Source organism: Streptacidiphilus jiangxiensis (genome assembly GCF_900109465.1).
GTDB classification, from domain to species: domain Bacteria; phylum Actinomycetota; class Actinomycetes; order Streptomycetales; family Streptomycetaceae; genus Streptacidiphilus; species Streptacidiphilus jiangxiensis.
Genome location: NZ_FOAZ01000001.1, coordinates 584565 through 602489, shown reverse-complemented (window position 1 = coordinate 602489; position 17925 = coordinate 584565). Strand labels below are relative to the sequence as shown.

11 protein-coding genes are annotated in these 17925 nt (G+C 71.7%); 7 read left to right on the top strand and 4 right to left on the bottom strand.

What is annotated here, in order from left to right:
* Positions 1-27 precede the first annotated feature (27 nt).
* Both BMY61_RS02610 and BMY61_RS02605 read left to right on the top strand, forming a co-directional pair.
* On the top strand, positions 28-822 hold the full coding sequence (locus BMY61_RS02610) for a polysaccharide deacetylase family protein (protein ID WP_042458583.1): 795 nt from the start codon (positions 28-30) through the stop codon (positions 820-822).
* Entirely contained in the window at positions 822-2021 is a 1200-nt protein-coding gene (locus BMY61_RS02605) for a YncE family protein (RefSeq protein WP_042458586.1), read from the top strand. Before BMY61_RS02610 ends, BMY61_RS02605 begins: the two co-directional genes overlap by 1 nt.
* 61 nt (positions 2022-2082) lie before the next feature.
* On the opposite strand, the gene BMY61_RS02600 is transcribed toward BMY61_RS02605, so the two are convergent.
* Positions 2083-3507 carry an FtsW/RodA/SpoVE family cell cycle protein gene (locus BMY61_RS02600; RefSeq protein ID WP_063773397.1) on the bottom strand — a complete coding sequence of 475 codons (1425 nt, stop codon included), beginning with the start codon at positions 3505-3507 and terminating at the stop codon, positions 2083-2085.
* Between the two features lie 169 nt (positions 3508-3676).
* Between BMY61_RS02600 and BMY61_RS02595 the strand changes: the two genes are divergently transcribed.
* Positions 3677-4399, top strand: a complete 723-nt coding sequence (locus BMY61_RS02595; RefSeq protein WP_042458592.1) for a VOC family protein — start codon at positions 3677-3679, stop codon at positions 4397-4399.
* A gap of 140 nt (positions 4400-4539) precedes the next feature.
* Here BMY61_RS02595 and lon read toward each other — a convergent pair whose 3' ends face one another.
* Positions 4540-6987, bottom strand: a complete 2448-nt coding sequence (lon, locus tag BMY61_RS02590) for an endopeptidase La (protein ID WP_042458595.1) — start codon at positions 6985-6987, stop codon at positions 4540-4542.
* A gap of 89 nt (positions 6988-7076) precedes the next feature.
* Positions 7077-7811 carry a DUF1028 domain-containing protein gene (locus BMY61_RS02585; protein ID WP_161791354.1) on the bottom strand — a complete coding sequence of 245 codons (735 nt, stop codon included), beginning with the start codon at positions 7809-7811 and terminating at the stop codon, positions 7077-7079.
* 76 nt (positions 7812-7887) lie between these two features.
* Here BMY61_RS02585 and BMY61_RS02580 point away from each other — a divergent pair, with 76 nt between their 5' ends.
* From BMY61_RS02580 to BMY61_RS02565, 4 genes are all read left to right on the top strand, one after another.
* Positions 7888-8574 carry a spermidine synthase family protein gene (locus BMY61_RS02580; RefSeq protein WP_042458598.1) on the top strand — a complete coding sequence of 229 codons (687 nt, stop codon included), beginning with the start codon at positions 7888-7890 and terminating at the stop codon, positions 8572-8574.
* Positions 8575-8792: 218 nt separating this feature from the next.
* Positions 8793-9521, top strand: a complete 729-nt coding sequence (locus BMY61_RS02575; protein WP_174514572.1) for a response regulator transcription factor — start codon at positions 8793-8795, stop codon at positions 9519-9521.
* An 86-nt stretch (positions 9522-9607) separates the two neighbouring features.
* Complete coding sequence (locus tag BMY61_RS02570; protein ID WP_052439448.1) at positions 9608-10675, top strand: HAMP domain-containing sensor histidine kinase; 1068 nt, start codon at positions 9608-9610, stop codon at positions 10673-10675.
* A gap of 224 nt (positions 10676-10899) precedes the next feature.
* Positions 10900-14742, top strand: coding sequence for a multifunctional oxoglutarate decarboxylase/oxoglutarate dehydrogenase thiamine pyrophosphate-binding subunit/dihydrolipoyllysine-residue succinyltransferase subunit (locus BMY61_RS02565; protein ID WP_075003722.1), 3843 nt, complete (start codon positions 10900-10902; stop codon positions 14740-14742).
* Positions 14743-14868: 126 nt separating this feature from the next.
* On the opposite strand, the gene fxsT is transcribed toward BMY61_RS02565, so the two are convergent.
* Positions 14869-17832, bottom strand: a complete 2964-nt coding sequence (gene fxsT / locus BMY61_RS02560) for an FxSxx-COOH system tetratricopeptide repeat protein (RefSeq protein WP_042456075.1) — start codon at positions 17830-17832, stop codon at positions 14869-14871.
* Between the last annotated feature and the right edge of the window lie 93 nt (positions 17833-17925).

Here is a 17925-nt window from a genome sequence, read left to right as displayed (position 1 = left end):
TGTGACGTTCTGCATATCGTCGGGACGGTGAGCCCCCTGGACCGACGCCATGTCCTCCGCGCCGCCACCCTCGGTGCCGCCGCGTCCCTGTTGAGCGCCTGCGGAAGCCCCGCGAAGTCCTCGGACTCGTCCGCGGGCGGCACCGACGCGCTGCCCTCGCGCACGCCGACCGCGACGCCGACTCCCACCCCGAAGGCGACGGTCGCGGCCGTCGCCGCCGGGCTACCGTTCGAGATCCGCTCCGGGCCGACCACCACGGACCGAGTCGCGCTCACCTTCCACGGCCAGGGCGATCCGGCCGTCGCACGCTCCCTCCTCGCCGAGGCGGAGCGGGCGGACGCCAAGGTCACCGTGATGGCCGTCGGCAGCTGGCTGGACAGCTACCCGGACCTGGCGAAGCGCATCCTCGACGGGGGCCACGAGCTGGGCAACCACACGCAGAACCACGTCGCGATCTCCACGCTCTCCGCCGACGCCGCCTACGCCGAGATCGCCCGCTGCGCGCAGCGCCTGCGGCAGCTGACCGGCTCCATCGGCACCTGGTTCCGGCCCTCGCAGGCGCAGGACTGCACCGCCGTCGTGGCGGCGCAGGCCCGCCGGGCCGGCTACGCCCACTGCCTCTCCTACGACGTGGACTCCCTCGACTACACCGACCCCGGTGCGAGCGCCGTCACCCGCACGGTGCTGAGCCGGACCCGAGCCGGGTCGGTGGTCTCGCTGCACTTCGGGCACACCGGCACCGTCGCCGCACTGCCCGCGATCCTTGACGGCCTTCGGCAGCGCGGCCTGCGCGCTGTCACCACCTCGGAGCTGCTGAGCTGATGCGCACTCACCACCTCGCCACCGCTGCCGCCCTGAGCGCCGCCACCCTGCTGGTGACCACCGCCTGCACCTCCGTCGGCCCGGCCACCGGCAACGCGGTGAACGCCCCGAAGCAGGCCGCCTCGACGGGGCCGGCGGCGGCCTCCGTCCAGGCCAAGAGCGGCGACGCGAGCCTGCCCGGCATGCCGCCGCTGCTCGACCCGAAGGACGTGTACGCGGCCGACCGGCCGAACCAGCTGTCACCGGTGGTGAAGGACTTCCCCTCGCGCGTCTACGTGCCCAACACGCTCTCCAACACGGTCACCGTGATCGACCCGGCCACCTACAAGGTCATCGACACCATCCCGGTCGGCGACCAGCCGCAGCACGTCGTGCCCTCCTGGGACCTGAAGACCCTGTGGGTCAACAACGACCTCGGCAACACGCTCACCCCGATCGACCCCGCCACCGGCAAGGCCGGCCGGACGGTGGACGTGCACGACCCGTACAACCTCTACTTCACGCCCGACGGCAAGTACGCGATCGTGATGGCCTCGGCCGACCACCAGCTGGTCTTCCGCGACGCCCACACCATGAAGACCGTCAAGGCCATCCCCTCGCAGTGCGACGGGGTCAACCACGCGGACTTCTCCCCCGACGGCCGGTACTTCATCGTCTCCTGCGAGTTCTCCGGCGACCTGCTCAAGGTCGACACGGCGAAGATGCAGATCGTCGCCGAGCAGAAGATCCCGATGACCGGCTCGATGCCGCAGGACGTGAAGATCTCCCCGGACGGGAAGACCTGGTACGTCGCCGACATGATCGCCAACGGCGTGTGGGAGCTGAACGGCGACACCTTCTCCAAGCCCGTCCTGCTCCCGACGGGTGCCGGCGCCCACGGCCTCTACGTCAGCCGCGACTCCAAGCAGCTCTACATCTCCAACCGCGGCGAGGGCTCCGTCTCGGTCCTGGACTTCGCGACCGGCAAGCTCGTCCACAAGTGGTGGATCCCCGGCGGCGGCAGTCCCGACATGGGCGGGGTCTCCGCCGACGGCAAGGTGCTGTGGCTCTCCGGCCGCTACAACTCCGTCGTCTACGCGATGTCCACGGCGGACGGGAAGCTGCTCGCGAAGATCCCCGTGGGCGACGGCCCGCACGGACTGTGCGTCTACCCACAGCCGGGCCGCTACTCGCTGGGCCACACCGGCATCTTCCGCTGAGGCCCACCCCGGCGGGAGCCAGGGCCGGTCCGGCAGGGGCCAGGGCCGGTCCGGCAGGGGCCTAGTTGCCGGTCTGCTCCATCTCGGCGTGGGCGCGGGCGATCTCCTCGGCGGAGATCGTCAGCGTCGCGTTCGGGTCCGGCTTGGGCTCCATCTCGGCGCGGCCGGCGGCGTCACTGAGCTTGATCAGCAGGGCGACGTTGAGCCAGGCCGCGACCATCGCGGAGCCACCCTGCGCGAGGAACGGCAGCGCCTTACCGGTCTGCGGGATGAGCCCGGTGACGCCGCCCGCGACGATGAAGACCTGCAGGATGAGGGTCGCCGAGAGACCGGCGGCCAGCAGCTTGCCGAAGGGGTCGGACAGCCGGACCGCGACCCGCATCCCGCGCTGCGTGAGCAGGACGTACATGATCAGGACCGCCATCACGCCGGCCGTACCCAGCTCCTCGCCGACCGTGGAGAGGATCCAGTCGGAGGCGTCGGCGAACTTGATCAGCCACGACTGGCCCTGCCCCAGCCCCGTGCCCAGCAGTCCGCCGTGCCCGAAGCTGAACAGCGACTCGGCCAGCTGGGGCGAGCTGCCGACCGGGTTCTTCCCTTCGGGAGTCAGCTTGTAGTAGAGCATCGGGTCGAGCCAGTTGTTCACGCGGTACTTCACGTGACTCACCAGCGTGGCGGCCGCGGTCGCGCCTCCCAGCGCCATCAGTCCGCCGACCACGAGCCACCCGGTCCGCTGGGTGGCGATGTAGAGCATCGCGATGAAGGCGCCGAAGAAGATCAGCGAGGTGCCGAGGTCGGACTCGGCCACCAGCACGACCAGGCTGACCGCCCAGACCACCAGGATCGGCCCGAGGTTCCGCCCGCGCGGCAGGCTGATGCCGATCACCCGGCGACCGACCAGGGCGAGCGCGTCCCGGTTGGCCATGAGGTAGCTGGCGAAGAAGATGACGATCGCGATCTTGGTGAACTCACCAGGCTGGAACTGAAGCGGGCCGATCTTGATCCAGCGGCGCGCGCCGTAGGTGTCGGCGCCGAAGAACGCGGGAGCGACGAGCATCACCAGCGAGGAGGCCATCAGCAGATAGGTGTACCGGGCGAGCATGCGGTGGTGTTTCACCACCGCTATCAGGCCCACGAAGGCCACCAGCGCGATCACGGTCCACATCAGCTGGTTCGGGAGCATGGGCGCCCAGCCGTAGGCCTTGTGGTTCGAGAAGTCCAACCGGTGGATCATCACGAGTCCGAGCCCGGTCAGCGCCACGGCGATGGGCAGCATCAGCGGGTCGGCGTACGGCGCCCACTTGCGCACGGCCAGGTGCGCCACCAGGGCCAGCAGGCTGACTCCGACGATCTGCACCGCGAAGCTTCCGGACAGGCTGCCGTTGAGCACCAGGTCGACGTTCGCGTACCCGAATCCACACAGGGCGAGCGCGAACAGGAGCAGCGTCAGCTCCAGATTCCGCCTGCGCTTCGCACCTGGCGCCACGGTAGCGCTCCCCGAGCCTCGTGCGCCCATGCTCTGCTCCTACCCAACACTCCACCGACGTTCCGAGAACCGTGGCATTGTCGCAGGTCCCGTCTCAAGGTGGGGAACGCGTCTGTGACCGTTCCGGTTCTTCCGGCGGGGCGGGTGTGACGGAGGCTACGCTGCGAGCATGATCCGCTGGGTGTACGCGTTCGTCGACCGACCCCGTGACCATTGGGCGGCTGCCGCCGAGTTCTGGACGGCGGTGACGGACACCACGCTGTCCGCCCCGCGCGGCGCCGACGGCGAGTTCGCGACGTTCCTGCCGAAGGACAACTCGAACGCCTGCCTGAAACTGCAGGCCGTGGCCGAGAGCCACGGCGGCCACCTCGACCTGGCGGTCGAGAACCCGCGCGCCCTGGCGGACGACGCGGTGGCCCTCGGTGCGGAGCGGATCGCCGACCACGGCGCGTGGAGCGTGCTGCGCTCGCCCGGCGGCCAGCTGTTCTGCGTGGTCCCCTGGCACCGCGAGCACCGGCGTCCGCCGGTGGTCGCGGGCACGCGGGTGGACCAGATCGCGATCGACCTCCCCGCCGACGCGTTCGACGCCGAGACCGAGTTCTGGACGGAGCTCACCGGCTGGACGGTCTCCAAGGGCTCCCGGCCGGAGTTCGTCGTCGTCCAGCCCCCGTCGGAGCTCCCGTTCCGCATCCTCCTCCACCGCCTCGGAGAGGCGGGCCCCACCAGCACCCACCTCGACCTCGCCTGTGCGGACCGCTGGGCGACGCGGGAGGCGCACGAGTCGCTGGGTGCGACGTTCGTGGCCGAGCACGGGCACTGGATCGTGATGCGGGACCCGGCGGGTGGTATCTACTGCCTCACGGCTCGCAATCCGGAGACGGGCCGCCTTTGACTTTCGCTCCCGCAGGTCGTTGCCCTACCACCCAGGGGCGCGGGGAACGGCGCGAGCAACCACCCTGTGCGGATGGCCCTGTTCGATGAGGACCATCCGCACGTGGGTGGCTTGTCGCGCAGTTCCCCGCGCCCTCGCGGCTACGCCGCGATGCTCTCCTGCAGGGCCTGCGCCGGCTCCAGCGCCAGTTCCAGCACCTGCCGGACGTCCGCGACCGCGTGAACCGTCAGCCGCTCCAGGACCTCCGCCGGGACGTCGTCCAGGTCCGCCTCGTTGCGGGACGGGATGAGGACCGTGGTGATGCCTGCCCGGTCCGCCGCCAGCAGCTTCTGCTTGACACCGCCGATCGGCAGGACCCGTCCGGTCAGGGACACCTCGCCCGTCATCGCGACCTCCGGTCGCACCTTGCGGCCGGACAGCAGCGACGCGAGAGCGGTCGTCATCGTGACGCCCGCGCTCGGGCCGTCCTTCGGGACCGCGCCCGCCGGGACGTGGATGTGGACACCGCGCTCCCGCAGGGAGGTGACCGGCAGCTCCAGCTCCGCCCCGTGCGACCGCAGGAAGCTGAGCGCGATCTGCGCGGACTCCTTCATCACGTCGCCGAGCTGACCCGTCAGGGTCAGGCCGCTGCCGCCCGTCTCCGGATCGGCGATCGAGGCCTCGACGAACAGGACGTCGCCGCCCGCGCCCGTCACGGCCAGGCCGGTCGCGACGCCGGGCACGGCCGTCCGCCGCTCCTCCGGCTCCTGCGCGTGCTCCGGGGTGAACCGGGGCCGGCCGATCAGACCGCGCAGGTCGGCCTCGTGGACGGTGCGCGGCAGCTCCGCGCCCGCCTCGCCGAGCTCGTTCTGGGCCGCGACCTTGCGCAGGATGCGCGCGACCGCGCGCTCCAGCGTGCGGACACCGGCCTCACGCGTGTACTCGGCCGCGAGCTTGCGCAGCGCGTCCTCCGCGACGACGACCTCGTCGTTGCCGAGGCCCGCCCGCTCCAGCTGGCGCGGGAGCAGGTGGTCGCGGGCGATGACGACCTTCTCGTCCTCGGTGTAGCCGTCCAGACGCACCAGCTCCATCCGGTCGAGCAGCGGCTCGGGGATGGCCTCCAGCACGTTGGCGGTGGCCAGGAAGACCACGTCGGAGAGGTCGAGCTCGACCTCCAGGTAGTGGTCACGGAAGGTGTGGTTCTGCGCCGGGTCCAGGACCTCCAGCAGGGCCGCCGCCGGGTCGCCCCGGTAGTCCGAGCCGACCTTGTCGATCTCGTCGAGCAGCACGACCGGGTTCATCGAACCGGCCTCCTTGATGGCCCGCACGATGCGGCCGGGCAGTGCGCCGACGTAGGTGCGACGGTGACCGCGGATCTCCGCCTCGTCGCGGACGCCACCGAGGGCGACGCGGACGAACTCGCGGCCCATGGCGCGGGCCACGGACTCGCCCAGTGAGGTCTTGCCCACGCCGGGCGGGCCGACCAGCGCCAGCACGGCGCCGCCACGACGGCCGCCGACCAGACCGAGACCCCGGTCGGAACGACGCTTGCGGACCGCCAGGTACTCGACGATGCGCTCCTTGACGTCGTCGAGTCCGAAGTGGTCGGCGTCCAGCACCGCACGGGCGCCGGCGATGTCGTAGGCGTCCTCGGTGCGGTTGTTCCAGGGGAGCTCCAGGACCGTGTCCAGCCAGGTACGGATCCAGCTGCCCTCGGGGGACGCATCGCTGGAACGCTCCAGCTTCTCGACCTCCTTGAGGGCCGCCTCCTTGACCTTCGCGGGCAGGTCCGCAGCCTCGACGCGGGCCCGGTAGTCCTCCTCCTCGGAGTCGGGCTCGCCGTTGAGGTCGGCCAGCTCCTTCCGCACCGCCTCCAGCTGCCTGCGCAGCAGGAACTCCTTCTGCTGCTTCTCCATGCCCTCCTGGACGTCCTTGCGGATGGTCTCCTGGACCTCCGCCTCGGCCAGGTGGTCCTTGAGCAGCTGCAGGGCGAGCTTGAGCCGGGCCACCGGGTCCAGCTCCTCCAGGACCTGGACCTTCTCCTCGGCGGTGACGAACGGCGCGTAGCCGATGTTGTCGGCCAGCTCGGAGACGCCGTCGATCTGGGTGAAGCGGTCGACGACCTGCCAGGCGCCGCGCTTCTGCAGCCAGGCGGTGGTCAGAGCCTTGTACTCGGTGACGATCTCGGCGATGGCGCCGGGCAGCGGCGAGGGGACGGCGGTCTCCTCGACCGGCACCGCCTCCACCCACAGCGCGGCCCCCGGCCCCGTGGTGCCGGCCCCGATGCGGACGCGGCGCACGCCGCGCACGAGCGCGGCCGGGTCGCCGTCGGCGAGGCGGCCGACCTGCTCGACGGTGGCGACGGTGCCGATCGCACCGTAGGCGCCGTCGACGCGCGGGACGAGCAGGACGCGCGCCTTGCGGGCGCCCGCCACCGCGCGGATCCCGGGGGCGTGCGCCCCCGTCTCCCGAACCGCCGCCTGCGCGGCCTCCACAGCGGCACGGACGTCCTGGTCGGACAGGTCGAGTGGGACGACCATGCCGGGGAGCACCGCATCGTCGTCGAGCGGCAGCACCGGCAGGGTGAGCGTTCCAGAAGTCGAAGCCATGATTTCTCCCCGGTCATGCAAGTTGAGTTACAGGGACTAAAGGTTCATGACCCCGGCATTGTTCCCCGAGCCCTGTTCGCTCTGAGCGATCAGCCCTCGGCGCCCAGAATCCGGGGCGCCCAGGTCCCGATCAGCCGGTCCCCCGGCGCCAGCTCCTGCGACCTCAGCAGCAACGCAACGGCCTCGTCCCTGCAACCCTCCCGATGACGGGCGTATGCCTCGCGGAACAGCCGGTGCGCCCGATCCACGGTCAGCAACCGACCCAGCTCGGCCACCGGATCCGCGGCGTCGTCCACCCGCAGGTCCACCGGGTCGTCCTCCCCGACGAGCAGCAGCGCCGCCGACTGGCGGCCGCGCCGGTCCCCGCCGGCGCGGTCCCCTGCGAGGAGCGCGGCGAGCAGGCGCTCGGCGAGCGGCCGCCCCCGCGCCGCCTCCCAGGCCGTCCACAGGGTGTGGAGCACGCCGTCCGCAAGCGTGTTGCCCTGCACCGAGACGTGCTCGCCGAGGCGGTGCCCGGCCTCGCCCTGGCAGTCCGGGCCCGTCCACGCCGCAACGCCTCCGCGCACGTCGACGACCGCGAGCTGCCGCTCCTCCGGTTCCGGCAGCGCGGCCATCGCGGCAGCCGCCTCCTCCGGGGAGGCCCCTCGGGCCAGCAGGTCGAGTGCGGCGTTCCCGTGCCACAGCGGCGACGAGGCTTGCGCGGCCACCACGCCGACACCCCGCCGCGCCGTGGCGACCCGTGCACCCACGGCCAGCACGCAGCTGGCCACCGCCACCCCGGTCAGTCCGCTCGCCGGGTCGTGTGCGATCACCGAGAAAGTCATGAACCGCAGCCTGCCCCCGACCGTGCCCGGGGTCATCGGATTTGCCCGCGCCGGGCGGGCGGGCGAACCTGTGCCCATGTCCACGTATCACGCCGATGTCCCCGAGTTGCTCGACCGCCGCGACGGCCCCTACGGCGAGGTGGCCCTGCGGCGCAGAGGCCCCCACTTCGAGATCATCGCCAACGGGACGTTCCTGATGGACACCGCCGACGGCCGGTCCGAGCGGGTGCTGATCACCGCCGCACTGGACGCGCTGGACGAGCCGCGCGGGGCGCACGTGCTGATCGGCGGGCTCGGGGTCGGGTTCTCCCTGGCCGAGGCGGCGCGGGACCGGCGGCCGGGGCGGATCACCGTGGTGGAGCGGGAGCAGGCGATCATCGACTGGCACACCGCCGGCGACGCGCCGCTGGCGCCGTTCGCGGGCGAGGGGCACGCAGATCCGCGGGCCGGGATCGTGCACGCGGACCTGCTGGAGCACCTGCGCTCCACCGGGGACCGCTACGACGCGCTCTGCCTCGACATCGACAACGGCCCGGACTGGACCGTCACCGCATCGAACGACTCGCTCTACGGTGACAAGGGTCTCGATCTGCTGGACCGGACGCTCGCCGACAAGGGCGTGCTCGCGGTGTGGAGCGCGGCCCACTCCCCGGCGTTCGAGGCCAGGCTGCGGGCCCGGTTCGGCCGCGTCGAGGTGATCGAGGTCCCGGTGCATGTGGAGCGCGGCGTTCCCGATGTCGTGTACCTGTCCTCGCGCACATAGGTGACGCACGGTATGGTCCTGCCCATGCCACCGCCCGAAGGGTCGGTTTATCCGGCGTCGGCCTGCCACAGCGGCCGTCCCGCCCGTACGCTGCCGAACGACAGCACCACGGACTGACTGAACTTCAAGCGGCGGGGGCAGCGTACGAACCGTACGAACCGGAAGGCCTGAACAGCTCGGGCCCTGTAACGCGAGGCCCTGGGGGCGGTGGCGTGACCGTGACGGATGTACAGCAGCAGACCAATCCTGGCCTGGGAAACCAACGCAGAGTCCTGGTTGTCGAGGACGAACCGACGATCGCGGAGTCCATTGCGGCCCGGCTCGGCGCCGAGGGGTTCCGGGTGGCGGTGTCCCACGACGGCCCGACGGCGGTGGACTGCTTCCAGACCTGGCAGCCCGACCTCGTCGTCCTGGACGTGATGCTCCCCGGCTTCGACGGGCTGGAGGTCTGCCGCCGCATCCAGGCGCAGCGCCCGGTGCCCGTGCTGATGCTCACCGCGCGTGACGACGAGACGGACATGCTGGTCGGTCTCGGCGTCGGCGCGGACGACTACATGACCAAGCCGTTCTCCATGCGTGAGCTCGCGGCGCGGGTCAACGTGCTGCTGCGGCGCGTGGAGCGGGCCCAGCTCGCGGCCCGCGCGCCCGTCGGCGGCACGCTGCGCCTGGGCGAGCTGGAGATCGACCACGTGCAGCGCCGCGTCCGGGTCTCCGGCGACGACGTGCACCTGACCCCGACCGAGTTCGACCTGCTGGTCTGCCTGGCCCAGCAGCCGCGCGCGGTGCTCACCCGCGAGCAGCTGCTCGCCGAGGTGTGGGACTGGACCGACGCCTCCGGCACCCGGACCGTCGACAGCCACGTCAAGGCGCTGCGCCGGAAGATCGGCGCCAACTGGATCCGCACCGTGCACGGAGTCGGCTACGCCCTGGAGGCCCCGACCCCGTGAGCCGCCGCATTCCCGCCCCGGACCACCGCCCGACCACGCCGCCGCCCGGAGGGGAGGCGAGCCGGGCGGAGCGGTTCTGGGCGGGAATGCGCCCGCTCGACCCGCTGCGCTCGGTCAAGGCCAAGCTCAACGTGGTGGTGCTGATCTCGGTCTGCATCTCCACGCTGATGGTGGTGCTGGCCCTGAACTCCTCCACCCAGATCCGGGTGGTCATGGTGTTCTCGGTGATCGCCTCGCTGCTGATCACCCAGTTCCTGGCCCACAGCATGACCTCCGGCCTGCGCGACATGACGGCGGCGGCCCGGGCCATGGCGGCCGGGGACTACACGCGCCGGGTGCACACCCGCTCGCTGGACGAGGTCGGCGAGCTCGCGCACGCCTTCAACACCATGGCCGACGACCTCGACGCCGCCGACCGGCAACGCCGCGAGCTGATCGCCAACGTCTCGCACGAACTGCGCACCCCCATAGCCGCCCTCCGGGCGGTGCTGGAGAACGTCGTCGACGGCGTGGTCACTCCCGAGCCGGCGACCATGGCCGCGGCCCTGGAGCAGACCGAGCGCCTCGGCCGCCTGGTCGCCCACCTGCTGGACCTGTCCAAGCTCGCGGACGGGGCGGACAGCCTGGAGCTGCGTCCGTTCGACGTGGAACCGTTCCTGGCCGGGGTGCTGCGCGGGCTGACCGTGGACGGCTCCGTCTCCGGCGGCGCCAGCAAACGCCGCACCGACGTCTCGCTGCGCCTGGACGTCTCCCCGGGGCTCACCGCCACCGCGGACGCGGAACGGCTGCACCAGGTCGTCGCCAACCTGGTCGACAACGCGTGCCGGCACAGCCCCAAGGACGGTACTGTCACCGTGCGGGCCCGCGCCGCCGTGGGCGGCGGGCTGCAGGTGGACGTCGCCGACGAGGGGCCCGGTATCTCTCCGGAGGACCGCGGCCGGGTCTTCGAACGCTTCGGCCGCGGCAGCGCGGCCACCGCCCAGGGCCCCGGCTCCGACGGCGGCACCGGCCTCGGCCTCGCCATCGCGCGCTGGGCGGTCGAGCTGCACCAGGGCACCATCGCCGTCGCCGACTCACCACTGGGCTGTCTGATCCGGGTCGAGCTGCCCGGACCGCGGCGCCCGCAGGCGATCATGTCGCACGGACCACTCTGAACCGCAAGAACGCCCGATTCGTCCGGCCCCGGCCGGACGAACAACCCTTCGTTCTCCCCCATCACGCCCGAGATCTAACCCCGATTTCCGGCCAATGTTTGCGGCCGGACTGTGATCTGGGCGACGCTTGGTCTGCGGGACCTGCGCGGACGTGCGGCGGAGGCGTAGCCTTACTACCCGCTGTCCACACATCCACACGGAAGCGGAAGAGGGCGGTTGCCGCCGTGTCTCCACAGTCCCCTAACTCGAGCAGCTCACCTGCCACCACGGCCGAATCCGGCCCGGGAGCCGCATTCGGCCCCAACGAGTGGCTCGTGGACGAGATCTACCAGCAGTACCTCCAGGACCCGAACTCGGTCGACCGGGCCTGGTGGGATTTCTTCGCCGACTACAAGCACGCCAAGGGCGCCACCCCGACGGGTGCCCCCGCCGTCGCCGTGACCGGGGCGCCCGCCGCGCCTGCGACCCCGGCGGCTGCAGCGGTCCCCGCGCCGGCCGCCGCTCCCGCGGCCGCCCCGGCTCCCGCCGCGCCCGCAGCCCCGGCTGCGACGATTCCCGCGGCGCCGGCCACCCCGGCTCCCGCCGCACCGCTGACCCCCAAGCCCGCAGCCCCCGCGCCGACCCAGCGCACCGCTGCTCCGGCACAACCCGCCGACACCGTGAAGGACAGCACCACTGTGACCGCCCCCGCCGAGGCCCCGTCAGGACCCGAGCTCGTCGCCCTCAAGGGCCCGAGCGCCCGGATCGTGGCGAACATGGACGCCTCGCTCTCGATGCCCACCGCGACCAGCGTCCGCGCCGTCCCCGCGAAGCTGCTGATCGACAACCGCATCGTCATCAACAACCACCTCAAGCGCGCACGCGGCGGCAAGGTCTCCTTCACGCACCTCATCGGCTACGCCATGGTCCAGGCGATCAAGTCGATGCCGGCGATGAACCACGGCTTCCAGGAGAAGGACGGCAAGCCCTTCCTGGTCAAGCCCGAGCACATCAACCTCGGCCTGGCGATCGACCTGACCAAGCCGAACGGCGACCGTCAGCTGGTCGTCGCGGCCATCAAGAAGGCCGAGACCCTCGACTTCTTCGGCTTCTGGCAGGCCTACGAGGACATCGTCCGCCGCGCCCGCCAGAACAAGCTCACGGTCGACGACTTCTCCGGCGTCACCTGCTCGCTGACCAACCCCGGCGGCATCGGCACCGTCCACTCCGTCCCGCGCCTGATGCCCGGCCAGGGCACCATCCTCGGCGTCGGTTCGATGGAGTACCCGGCCGAGTTCCAGGGCTCCGCCGAGGAGACCCTGGCCGCCATGGGCGTCTCCAAGGTCATGACGCTGACCTCGACCTACGACCACCGGGTCATCCAGGGCGCCCAGTCGGGTGAGTTCCTGCGCACGATCCACCAGCTGCTGCTGGGCAAGGGCGAGTTCTACGACAAGATCTTCGAGTCGCTGCGCATCCCCTACGAGCCGGTGCGCTGGGCCACGGACGTCGCCCGTACCCACGACAACGAGGTCAACAAGACCGCCCGCGTGATGGAGCTGATCCACTCCTTCCGTGTGCGCGGCCACCTGATGGCCGACACCGACCCGCTCGAGTACAAGCAGCGTAAGCACCCGGACCTCGACGTCCAGGCGCACGACCTGACGCTGTGGGACCTCGAGCGCGAGTTCGCGGTGGGCGGCTTCGCCGGCCACACCATGATGAAGCTGCGCGACATCCTCGGTGTGCTGCGCGACTCGTACTGCCGCACCGTCGGCATCGAGTACATGCACATCCAGGACCCGAAGCAGCGCCGCTGGATCCAGGCCCGCGTCGAGCGCGGCACCGAGCGCCCCGAGCGCGAGGAGCAGCTGCGCATCCTGCGCCGCCTCAACGCCGCCGAGGCGTTCGAGACGTTCCTGCAGACCAAGTACGTCGGCCAGAAGCGCTTCTCGCTGGAGGGCGGCGAGTCCGTCATCCCGCTGCTGGACGCGATCCTCGACTCGGCCGCCAAGGCGCACCTGGACGAGGCCGTCATGGGCATGGCCCACCGCGGCCGCCTGAACGTGCTCGCCAACATCGTCGGCAAGTCCTACGCGCAGATCTTCCGCGAGTTCGAGGGCAACCTCGACCCGAAGTCCATGCACGGCTCCGGCGACGTGAAGTACCACCTCGGCTCCGAGGGCGTCTTCACCGGCCTGGACGGCGAGACCATCAAGGTCTCCCTCGCGGCCAACCCCTCCCACCTGGAGGCGGTCGACCCGATCGTCGAGGGCATCGCCCGCGCCAAGCAGGACGTCCTCGACAAGGCCGGCGACTCGTTCGACGTGCTGCCGCTGCAGATCCACGGTGACGCGGCCTTCGCCGGCCAGGGCGTCGTCGCGGAGACGCTGAACATGTCGCAGCTGCGCGGCTACCGCACCGGCGGCACCGTGCACGTCGTCATCAACAACCAGGTCGGCTTCACCGCCGCGCCGACGGCCTCGCGGTCCAGCACCTACTGCACCGACGTGGCCCGCATGGTCGAGGCGCCGATCTTCCACGTCAACGGCGACGACCCGGAGGCCGTGGTCCGCGTCGCGCGGCTCGCCTTCGAGTTCCGCCAGGCGTTCCACAAGGACGTCGTGATCGACCTCATCTGCTACCGCCGCCGCGGTCACAACGAGGCCGACAACCCGTCGTTCACCCAGCCGCTGATGTACGAGCTGATCGACAAGAAGCGTTCGGTGCGCAAGCTCTACACCGAGGGCCTGATCGGTCGCGGCGACATCACCCTGGAAGAGGCCGAGCAGGCGCTCAAGGACTACCAGGACCAGCTGGAGAAGGTCTTCACCGAGGTCCGCGCGGCCGCGACGGTGCCCAGCCCGGCCGTCTCCGAGCGTCCCCAGGCCACCTTCCCGGTCGCGGTGCAGACGGGCATCTCCCAGGAGATGGTCAAGCGCATCGCCGAGTCCCAGGTCGCCCTGCCGGACTGGCTGACCGTGCACCCGCGTCTGCTGCCGCAGCTGCAGCGCCGCGCCACCATGGTCGAGGACGGCACCATCGACTGGGCCATGGGCGAGACCCTGGCCATCGGCTCGCTGCTGATGGAGGGCCACCCGGTCCGTCTGGCCGGCCAGGACAGCCGTCGCGGCACCTTCGGTCAGCGCCACGCGGTCCTGGTCGACAACAGGACGGCCGAGGACTACACGCCGCTGCTGTACCTGACGGAGGACCAGGCCCGCTACACCGTCTACGACTCGCTGCTCAGCGAGTACGCGGCGATGGGCTTCGAGTACGGCTACTCGCTGGCCCGTCCGGACGCGCTGGTGATGTGGGAGGCCCAGTTCGGCGACTTCGTCAACGGCGCCTCGACGGTCGTGGACGAGTTCATCTCCTCCGCCGAGACCAAGTGGGGCCAGACGTCCGGCGTCACCCTGCTGCTCCCGCACGGCTACGAGGGCCAGGGACCGGACCACTCGTCCGCCCGCCCGGAGCGCTTCCTGCAGCTGTGCGCGGACAACAACATGACGGTCGCCATGCCGACGCTGCCGTCGAACTACTTCCACCTGCTGCGCTGGCAGACGCACAACCCGCACCACAAGCCGCTCATCGTCTTCACCCCGAAGTCGATGCTGCGTCTGAAGGCGGCGGCGTCGAAGACCGAGGAGTTCCTGTCCGGCGGCTTCCGCCCGGTCATCGGCGACTCCACGGTCGACCCGGCCAACGTCCGCAAGGTCGTCATCACGGCGGGCAAGTTCTACTACGACCTGGAGGCGGCCCGCGCCGAGCGCGGCATCACCGACACGGCGATCGTCCGCGTCGAGCGCCTCTACCCGCTGCCGGTGGCGGAGCTCCAGGAGGAGCTCAAGCGCTACGGCACCAACGTCCAGTACGTCTGGGCGCAGGAGGAGCCGACCAACCAGGGTGCGTGGCCGTTCATCGCGCTCAACCTGGTGGACCACCTCGACGTCGTCGTCGGCCCCTCCGCCGACCGCGGCCGTCTGCGTCGCGTCGCCCGCCCGGCCTCCTCGGCCCCGGCGGTCGGCTCGGCCAAGCGCCACGCGGCCGAGCAGGCCTCGCTGGTCGACGAGGTGTTCTCGCTCTGACACGGTGAGCCGGTGAGCACGGCGTGAACGAAGGGCCCGGGGCGACGCCCCGGGCCCTTCGCGTTGCCCGGCTCGCGTGCCCGGCTCGCGTTTCCGGCTCGCGTTTCCGGCTCGCGTTCCCGGCGCTCAGACGCCCATGAACTCCAGGTCCCAGTGCGGCCGGTGCCGCAGGCGGGCGGAGCGGGTGTGCACATGGGACTCGCCGAGGGTCTCCTCCAGGCGCCGGACCGCGTGCGACTCGATCTTCTCCGCCCGGAGCCGGTCGGCGCGGGCCCGCAGGTCGGCGGCGACCGCGATCTCGCAGGACAGGGTGAGCGGGTGGTCGTCGCCGAGGCGCTCCCGGGCCCGGGAGAGGGCCTGCTCGCTGAGGCGCAGCGCCTCGTCGACGTCGCCCTGGACGTTGCGGCAGGCCGAGGCGTTCAGCATGACCGCGACGGTCCACGGATGCGTCGCACCCACGGCTGGCTGCATCCGGTTCGCCGCGCTGTCGCTGACGGTGACGGCCTCCTCGCGGCGGCCCAGCGACTGGAGCACCATGGCCCGGTTGGACTCCGCCCCGATGCTGTTGGGGTGGCCCCGCCCGAGCACCTTGCGGAACCCGGCGACGACCTCGTCGAGGATGCCGAGGGCCGTCTCCGTCTCGCCCCGGTCCCGCAGGTAGGTGGCCAGGTCGTTGCGGGCCGAGAGGGCGTCCGGGTGGTCGGGGCCGAGCAGGCGGACCAGACGGGCCGAGGCGTGCTCCAGGTTCTCGCCGGCCTGACCGATCAGCCCGGCCCGGCGCTGGCAGAGCCCGAGCAGGTGCCGGGCGCGCAGACTGAGCGGCTGCTCCGGCCCGAGCGCCTCCAGGCACCACTCCAGGCAGTGCTCCTGGCGGTCCAGTGCCTCGTCGTAGCGGCCGATCAGGCGCAGGTCCTGGGCGACGGCCATGGCGAAGAGGAGGACGTGCGGGTGGGTCACGCCCATGACCTGACGGGCGGTGCTGAACACCTCCTGGTGCATCGCCAGCGCCTCGTCGAAGCGTCCCAGCACCCGCAGCGTGACGGCCTGGTTGTGACGGGCGCGCAGGGAGTCCGGGTGGGGCGCGCCGAGCAGGCGCTCGCGGGTCTCCCTGACCATGGACTGGAGATCCAGCGCCTCGTCGTAGCGGCCCAGCGCCCGCAGGTCCGCGGCAAGGCTGGACCCGGCCTGGAGGTAGTCGAGCTCGTGCTGCGCGCGTTCCGCGCCCAGCTCCTCGAAGGCCGCCCGGTTCTCCGCCTCCGAGGCGGTGTAGTCGGCCAGCGCCCGGATGATGTCGGCGCGCAGCAGCCGCAGCCGCCACCAGAGCGGGTAGGGCCGACCGCCCCAGGCCTCGTAGGCGTCCTCCGCCAGCTCGCCCGCCGCCCGGTACTCGCCGCGCAGGTAGAGGTAGCGCAGCACGTTGTAGACCAGGTCCTGGATGACCGGGTTGGTGCTGCGGGTCGCGCCGGAGGAGATCACGTGCGGCAGGATCTCCGCGTAGCGGGCCCACAGGTGCTGGTCGTCGGGGGTGCCCGGGTCGGCCGCGGCCAGTATCTGCCGGACGGCCCGCACCATGCTCTCGCGCTCGTGCGGGCGCATGCCCTGGATCACGGTGTGCCGCAGCATCCGGTGCAGTTCGATGGTGAACCCGCGCCCGGGTCCGGTGCCCTGACCGGCTCCCGCTCCGAGCGGCTCGGTGTACTCGGTACGCAGCAGGGAGCGGCGTTCGAGCTCGCTGAGCGCCTCCGTCCAGCGCTGCGGGTCGGTGACCGTCTCGCGGAGCCCGGCCGGCAGGTCCTTGGCCACCGTCGGCCGGACCAGCCGCGCGGGCACCGGCCCCGGGCCGAAACAGGCACAGAGCCGCAGCACCTGAAGGGCGAGCGGGTCCTCGTCGTCCAGTCGGCGCAGCCGCAGGTCCATGACGCGCTGGAAGCTGTCGCTGCCGCCGTCCGGCTCGGTGATCCGGCGCACGTAGTCGGCCACGGTCTGCCCGGGGTCGGCCAGGGTGGCGGCGGACTGCTCCAGGCAGATCGGCAGCCAGCCGACGGCCGCACCGACCGCGAGTGCGTCGTCGGTGGCCAGTCGGCTGAGCCGACGCCGCAGGAACGCCACCCCCTCGGCCTCGGTGAACAGGGGCACCTCCCGCAGGGCGGTCGCCTCCCGGGTCCAGTCACGGTTCGAGCTGGTGATGACGGTCTGCCCGGTGCCGTCGGGGATCAGCGGAGCGATGTGCTCGGTGGAGTCCGCGTTGTCGAAGATCAGCAGCCAGTCGCGGTACGGCTCCCCGACCCGCAGCGCCTCCTGCACCGCGCGCAGCTGGTCGCCGATCTCGGAGCCGACGCGCAGGCCCAACGGCTCCGCCAGTGACGCGAGTTGCGCACGGGCGTCACGCCGGTTGTCGGCCTGCACCCACCAGATGACGTCGTAGCTGCTGCGGTGGCGATAGGCGTACTCCGCGGCGACGGCGCTCTTGCCCACGCCGGGCATGCCGGTCAGCACCACCGGCCGGCTGCCGAGTTCACCTGGCTCCAGCGCCAGCCGCATCGCCTCCAGCAGTTCCCGGCGGCCGGTGAAGTCCAGGTTCCGCCGCGGGACGGCACCCCAGACCGAGGCCGGACTGCCGGGGTAGCGCGGCGTCCGGGCGTCGGCGGCGGGGACCGCCGGCGCGGCCGGGACCGCGCTCAGGTCGAGCAGGCGGAACAGGCGGCGCAGTGCCGCGCCCTCGGGGATGTCGACGACGCTCTGGGTGCGCAGCAGGGCGACTGCGGCCGGCAGCCCGATCTCACTGAGGACGAGTCCGCGCAGGCGGGACCGGCGCTCCGCCGACAGGGCGCGCAGCACCTCGTTCCACTCGTCCGGGCTAGTGTCACTGCGCCGGAAGAGGGAGGGGCTGACCAGCAGCAGGACCAGGGCGTCGCTGCCGAGCAGGTCGTCGACGGCCGCGGCGAGTCCGTCGCGCCCGGTCGGGTCGAACCGCAGGACCGAGGCCTCCACCCCCGCCCGCTCCAGCCAGGCCTGGGCCCAGACGGCCCAACTGCGATCCACGCCCGAATAGCTGATCACTACTCGCTGCGCCGCACCCCGATCGGTCATCGCCGGTCTCCAACCCGCTCGCGCTGAGCCCTGTCCTTGCACGGTACCCGTCCCACCGAGCGACACCGAATGCCCTGCACGGGCCAAGGCCTC

What these genes read in the sequence shown, in the direction of transcription:
- BMY61_RS02605 (WP_042458586.1), top strand. Translation starts at nt 822, where the DNA reads ATGCGCACTCACCACCTCGCCACCGCTGCCGCCCTGAGCGCCGCCACC.
- BMY61_RS02595 (WP_042458592.1), top strand. Translation starts at nt 3,677, where the DNA reads ATGATCCGCTGGGTGTACGCGTTCGTCGACCGACCCCGTGACCATTGG.
- lon (WP_042458595.1), bottom strand. Translation starts at nt 6,987, where the DNA reads ATGGCTTCGACTTCTGGAACGCTCACCCTGCCGGTGCTGCCGCTCGAC.
- BMY61_RS02585 (WP_161791354.1), bottom strand. Translation starts at nt 7,811, where the DNA reads ATGACTTTCTCGGTGATCGCACACGACCCGGCGAGCGGACTGACCGGG.
- BMY61_RS02580 (WP_042458598.1), top strand. Translation starts at nt 7,888, where the DNA reads ATGTCCACGTATCACGCCGATGTCCCCGAGTTGCTCGACCGCCGCGAC.
- BMY61_RS02570 (WP_052439448.1), top strand. Translation starts at nt 9,608, where the DNA reads ATGCGCCCGCTCGACCCGCTGCGCTCGGTCAAGGCCAAGCTCAACGTG.
- fxsT (WP_042456075.1), bottom strand. Translation starts at nt 17,832, where the DNA reads ATGACCGATCGGGGTGCGGCGCAGCGAGTAGTGATCAGCTATTCGGGC.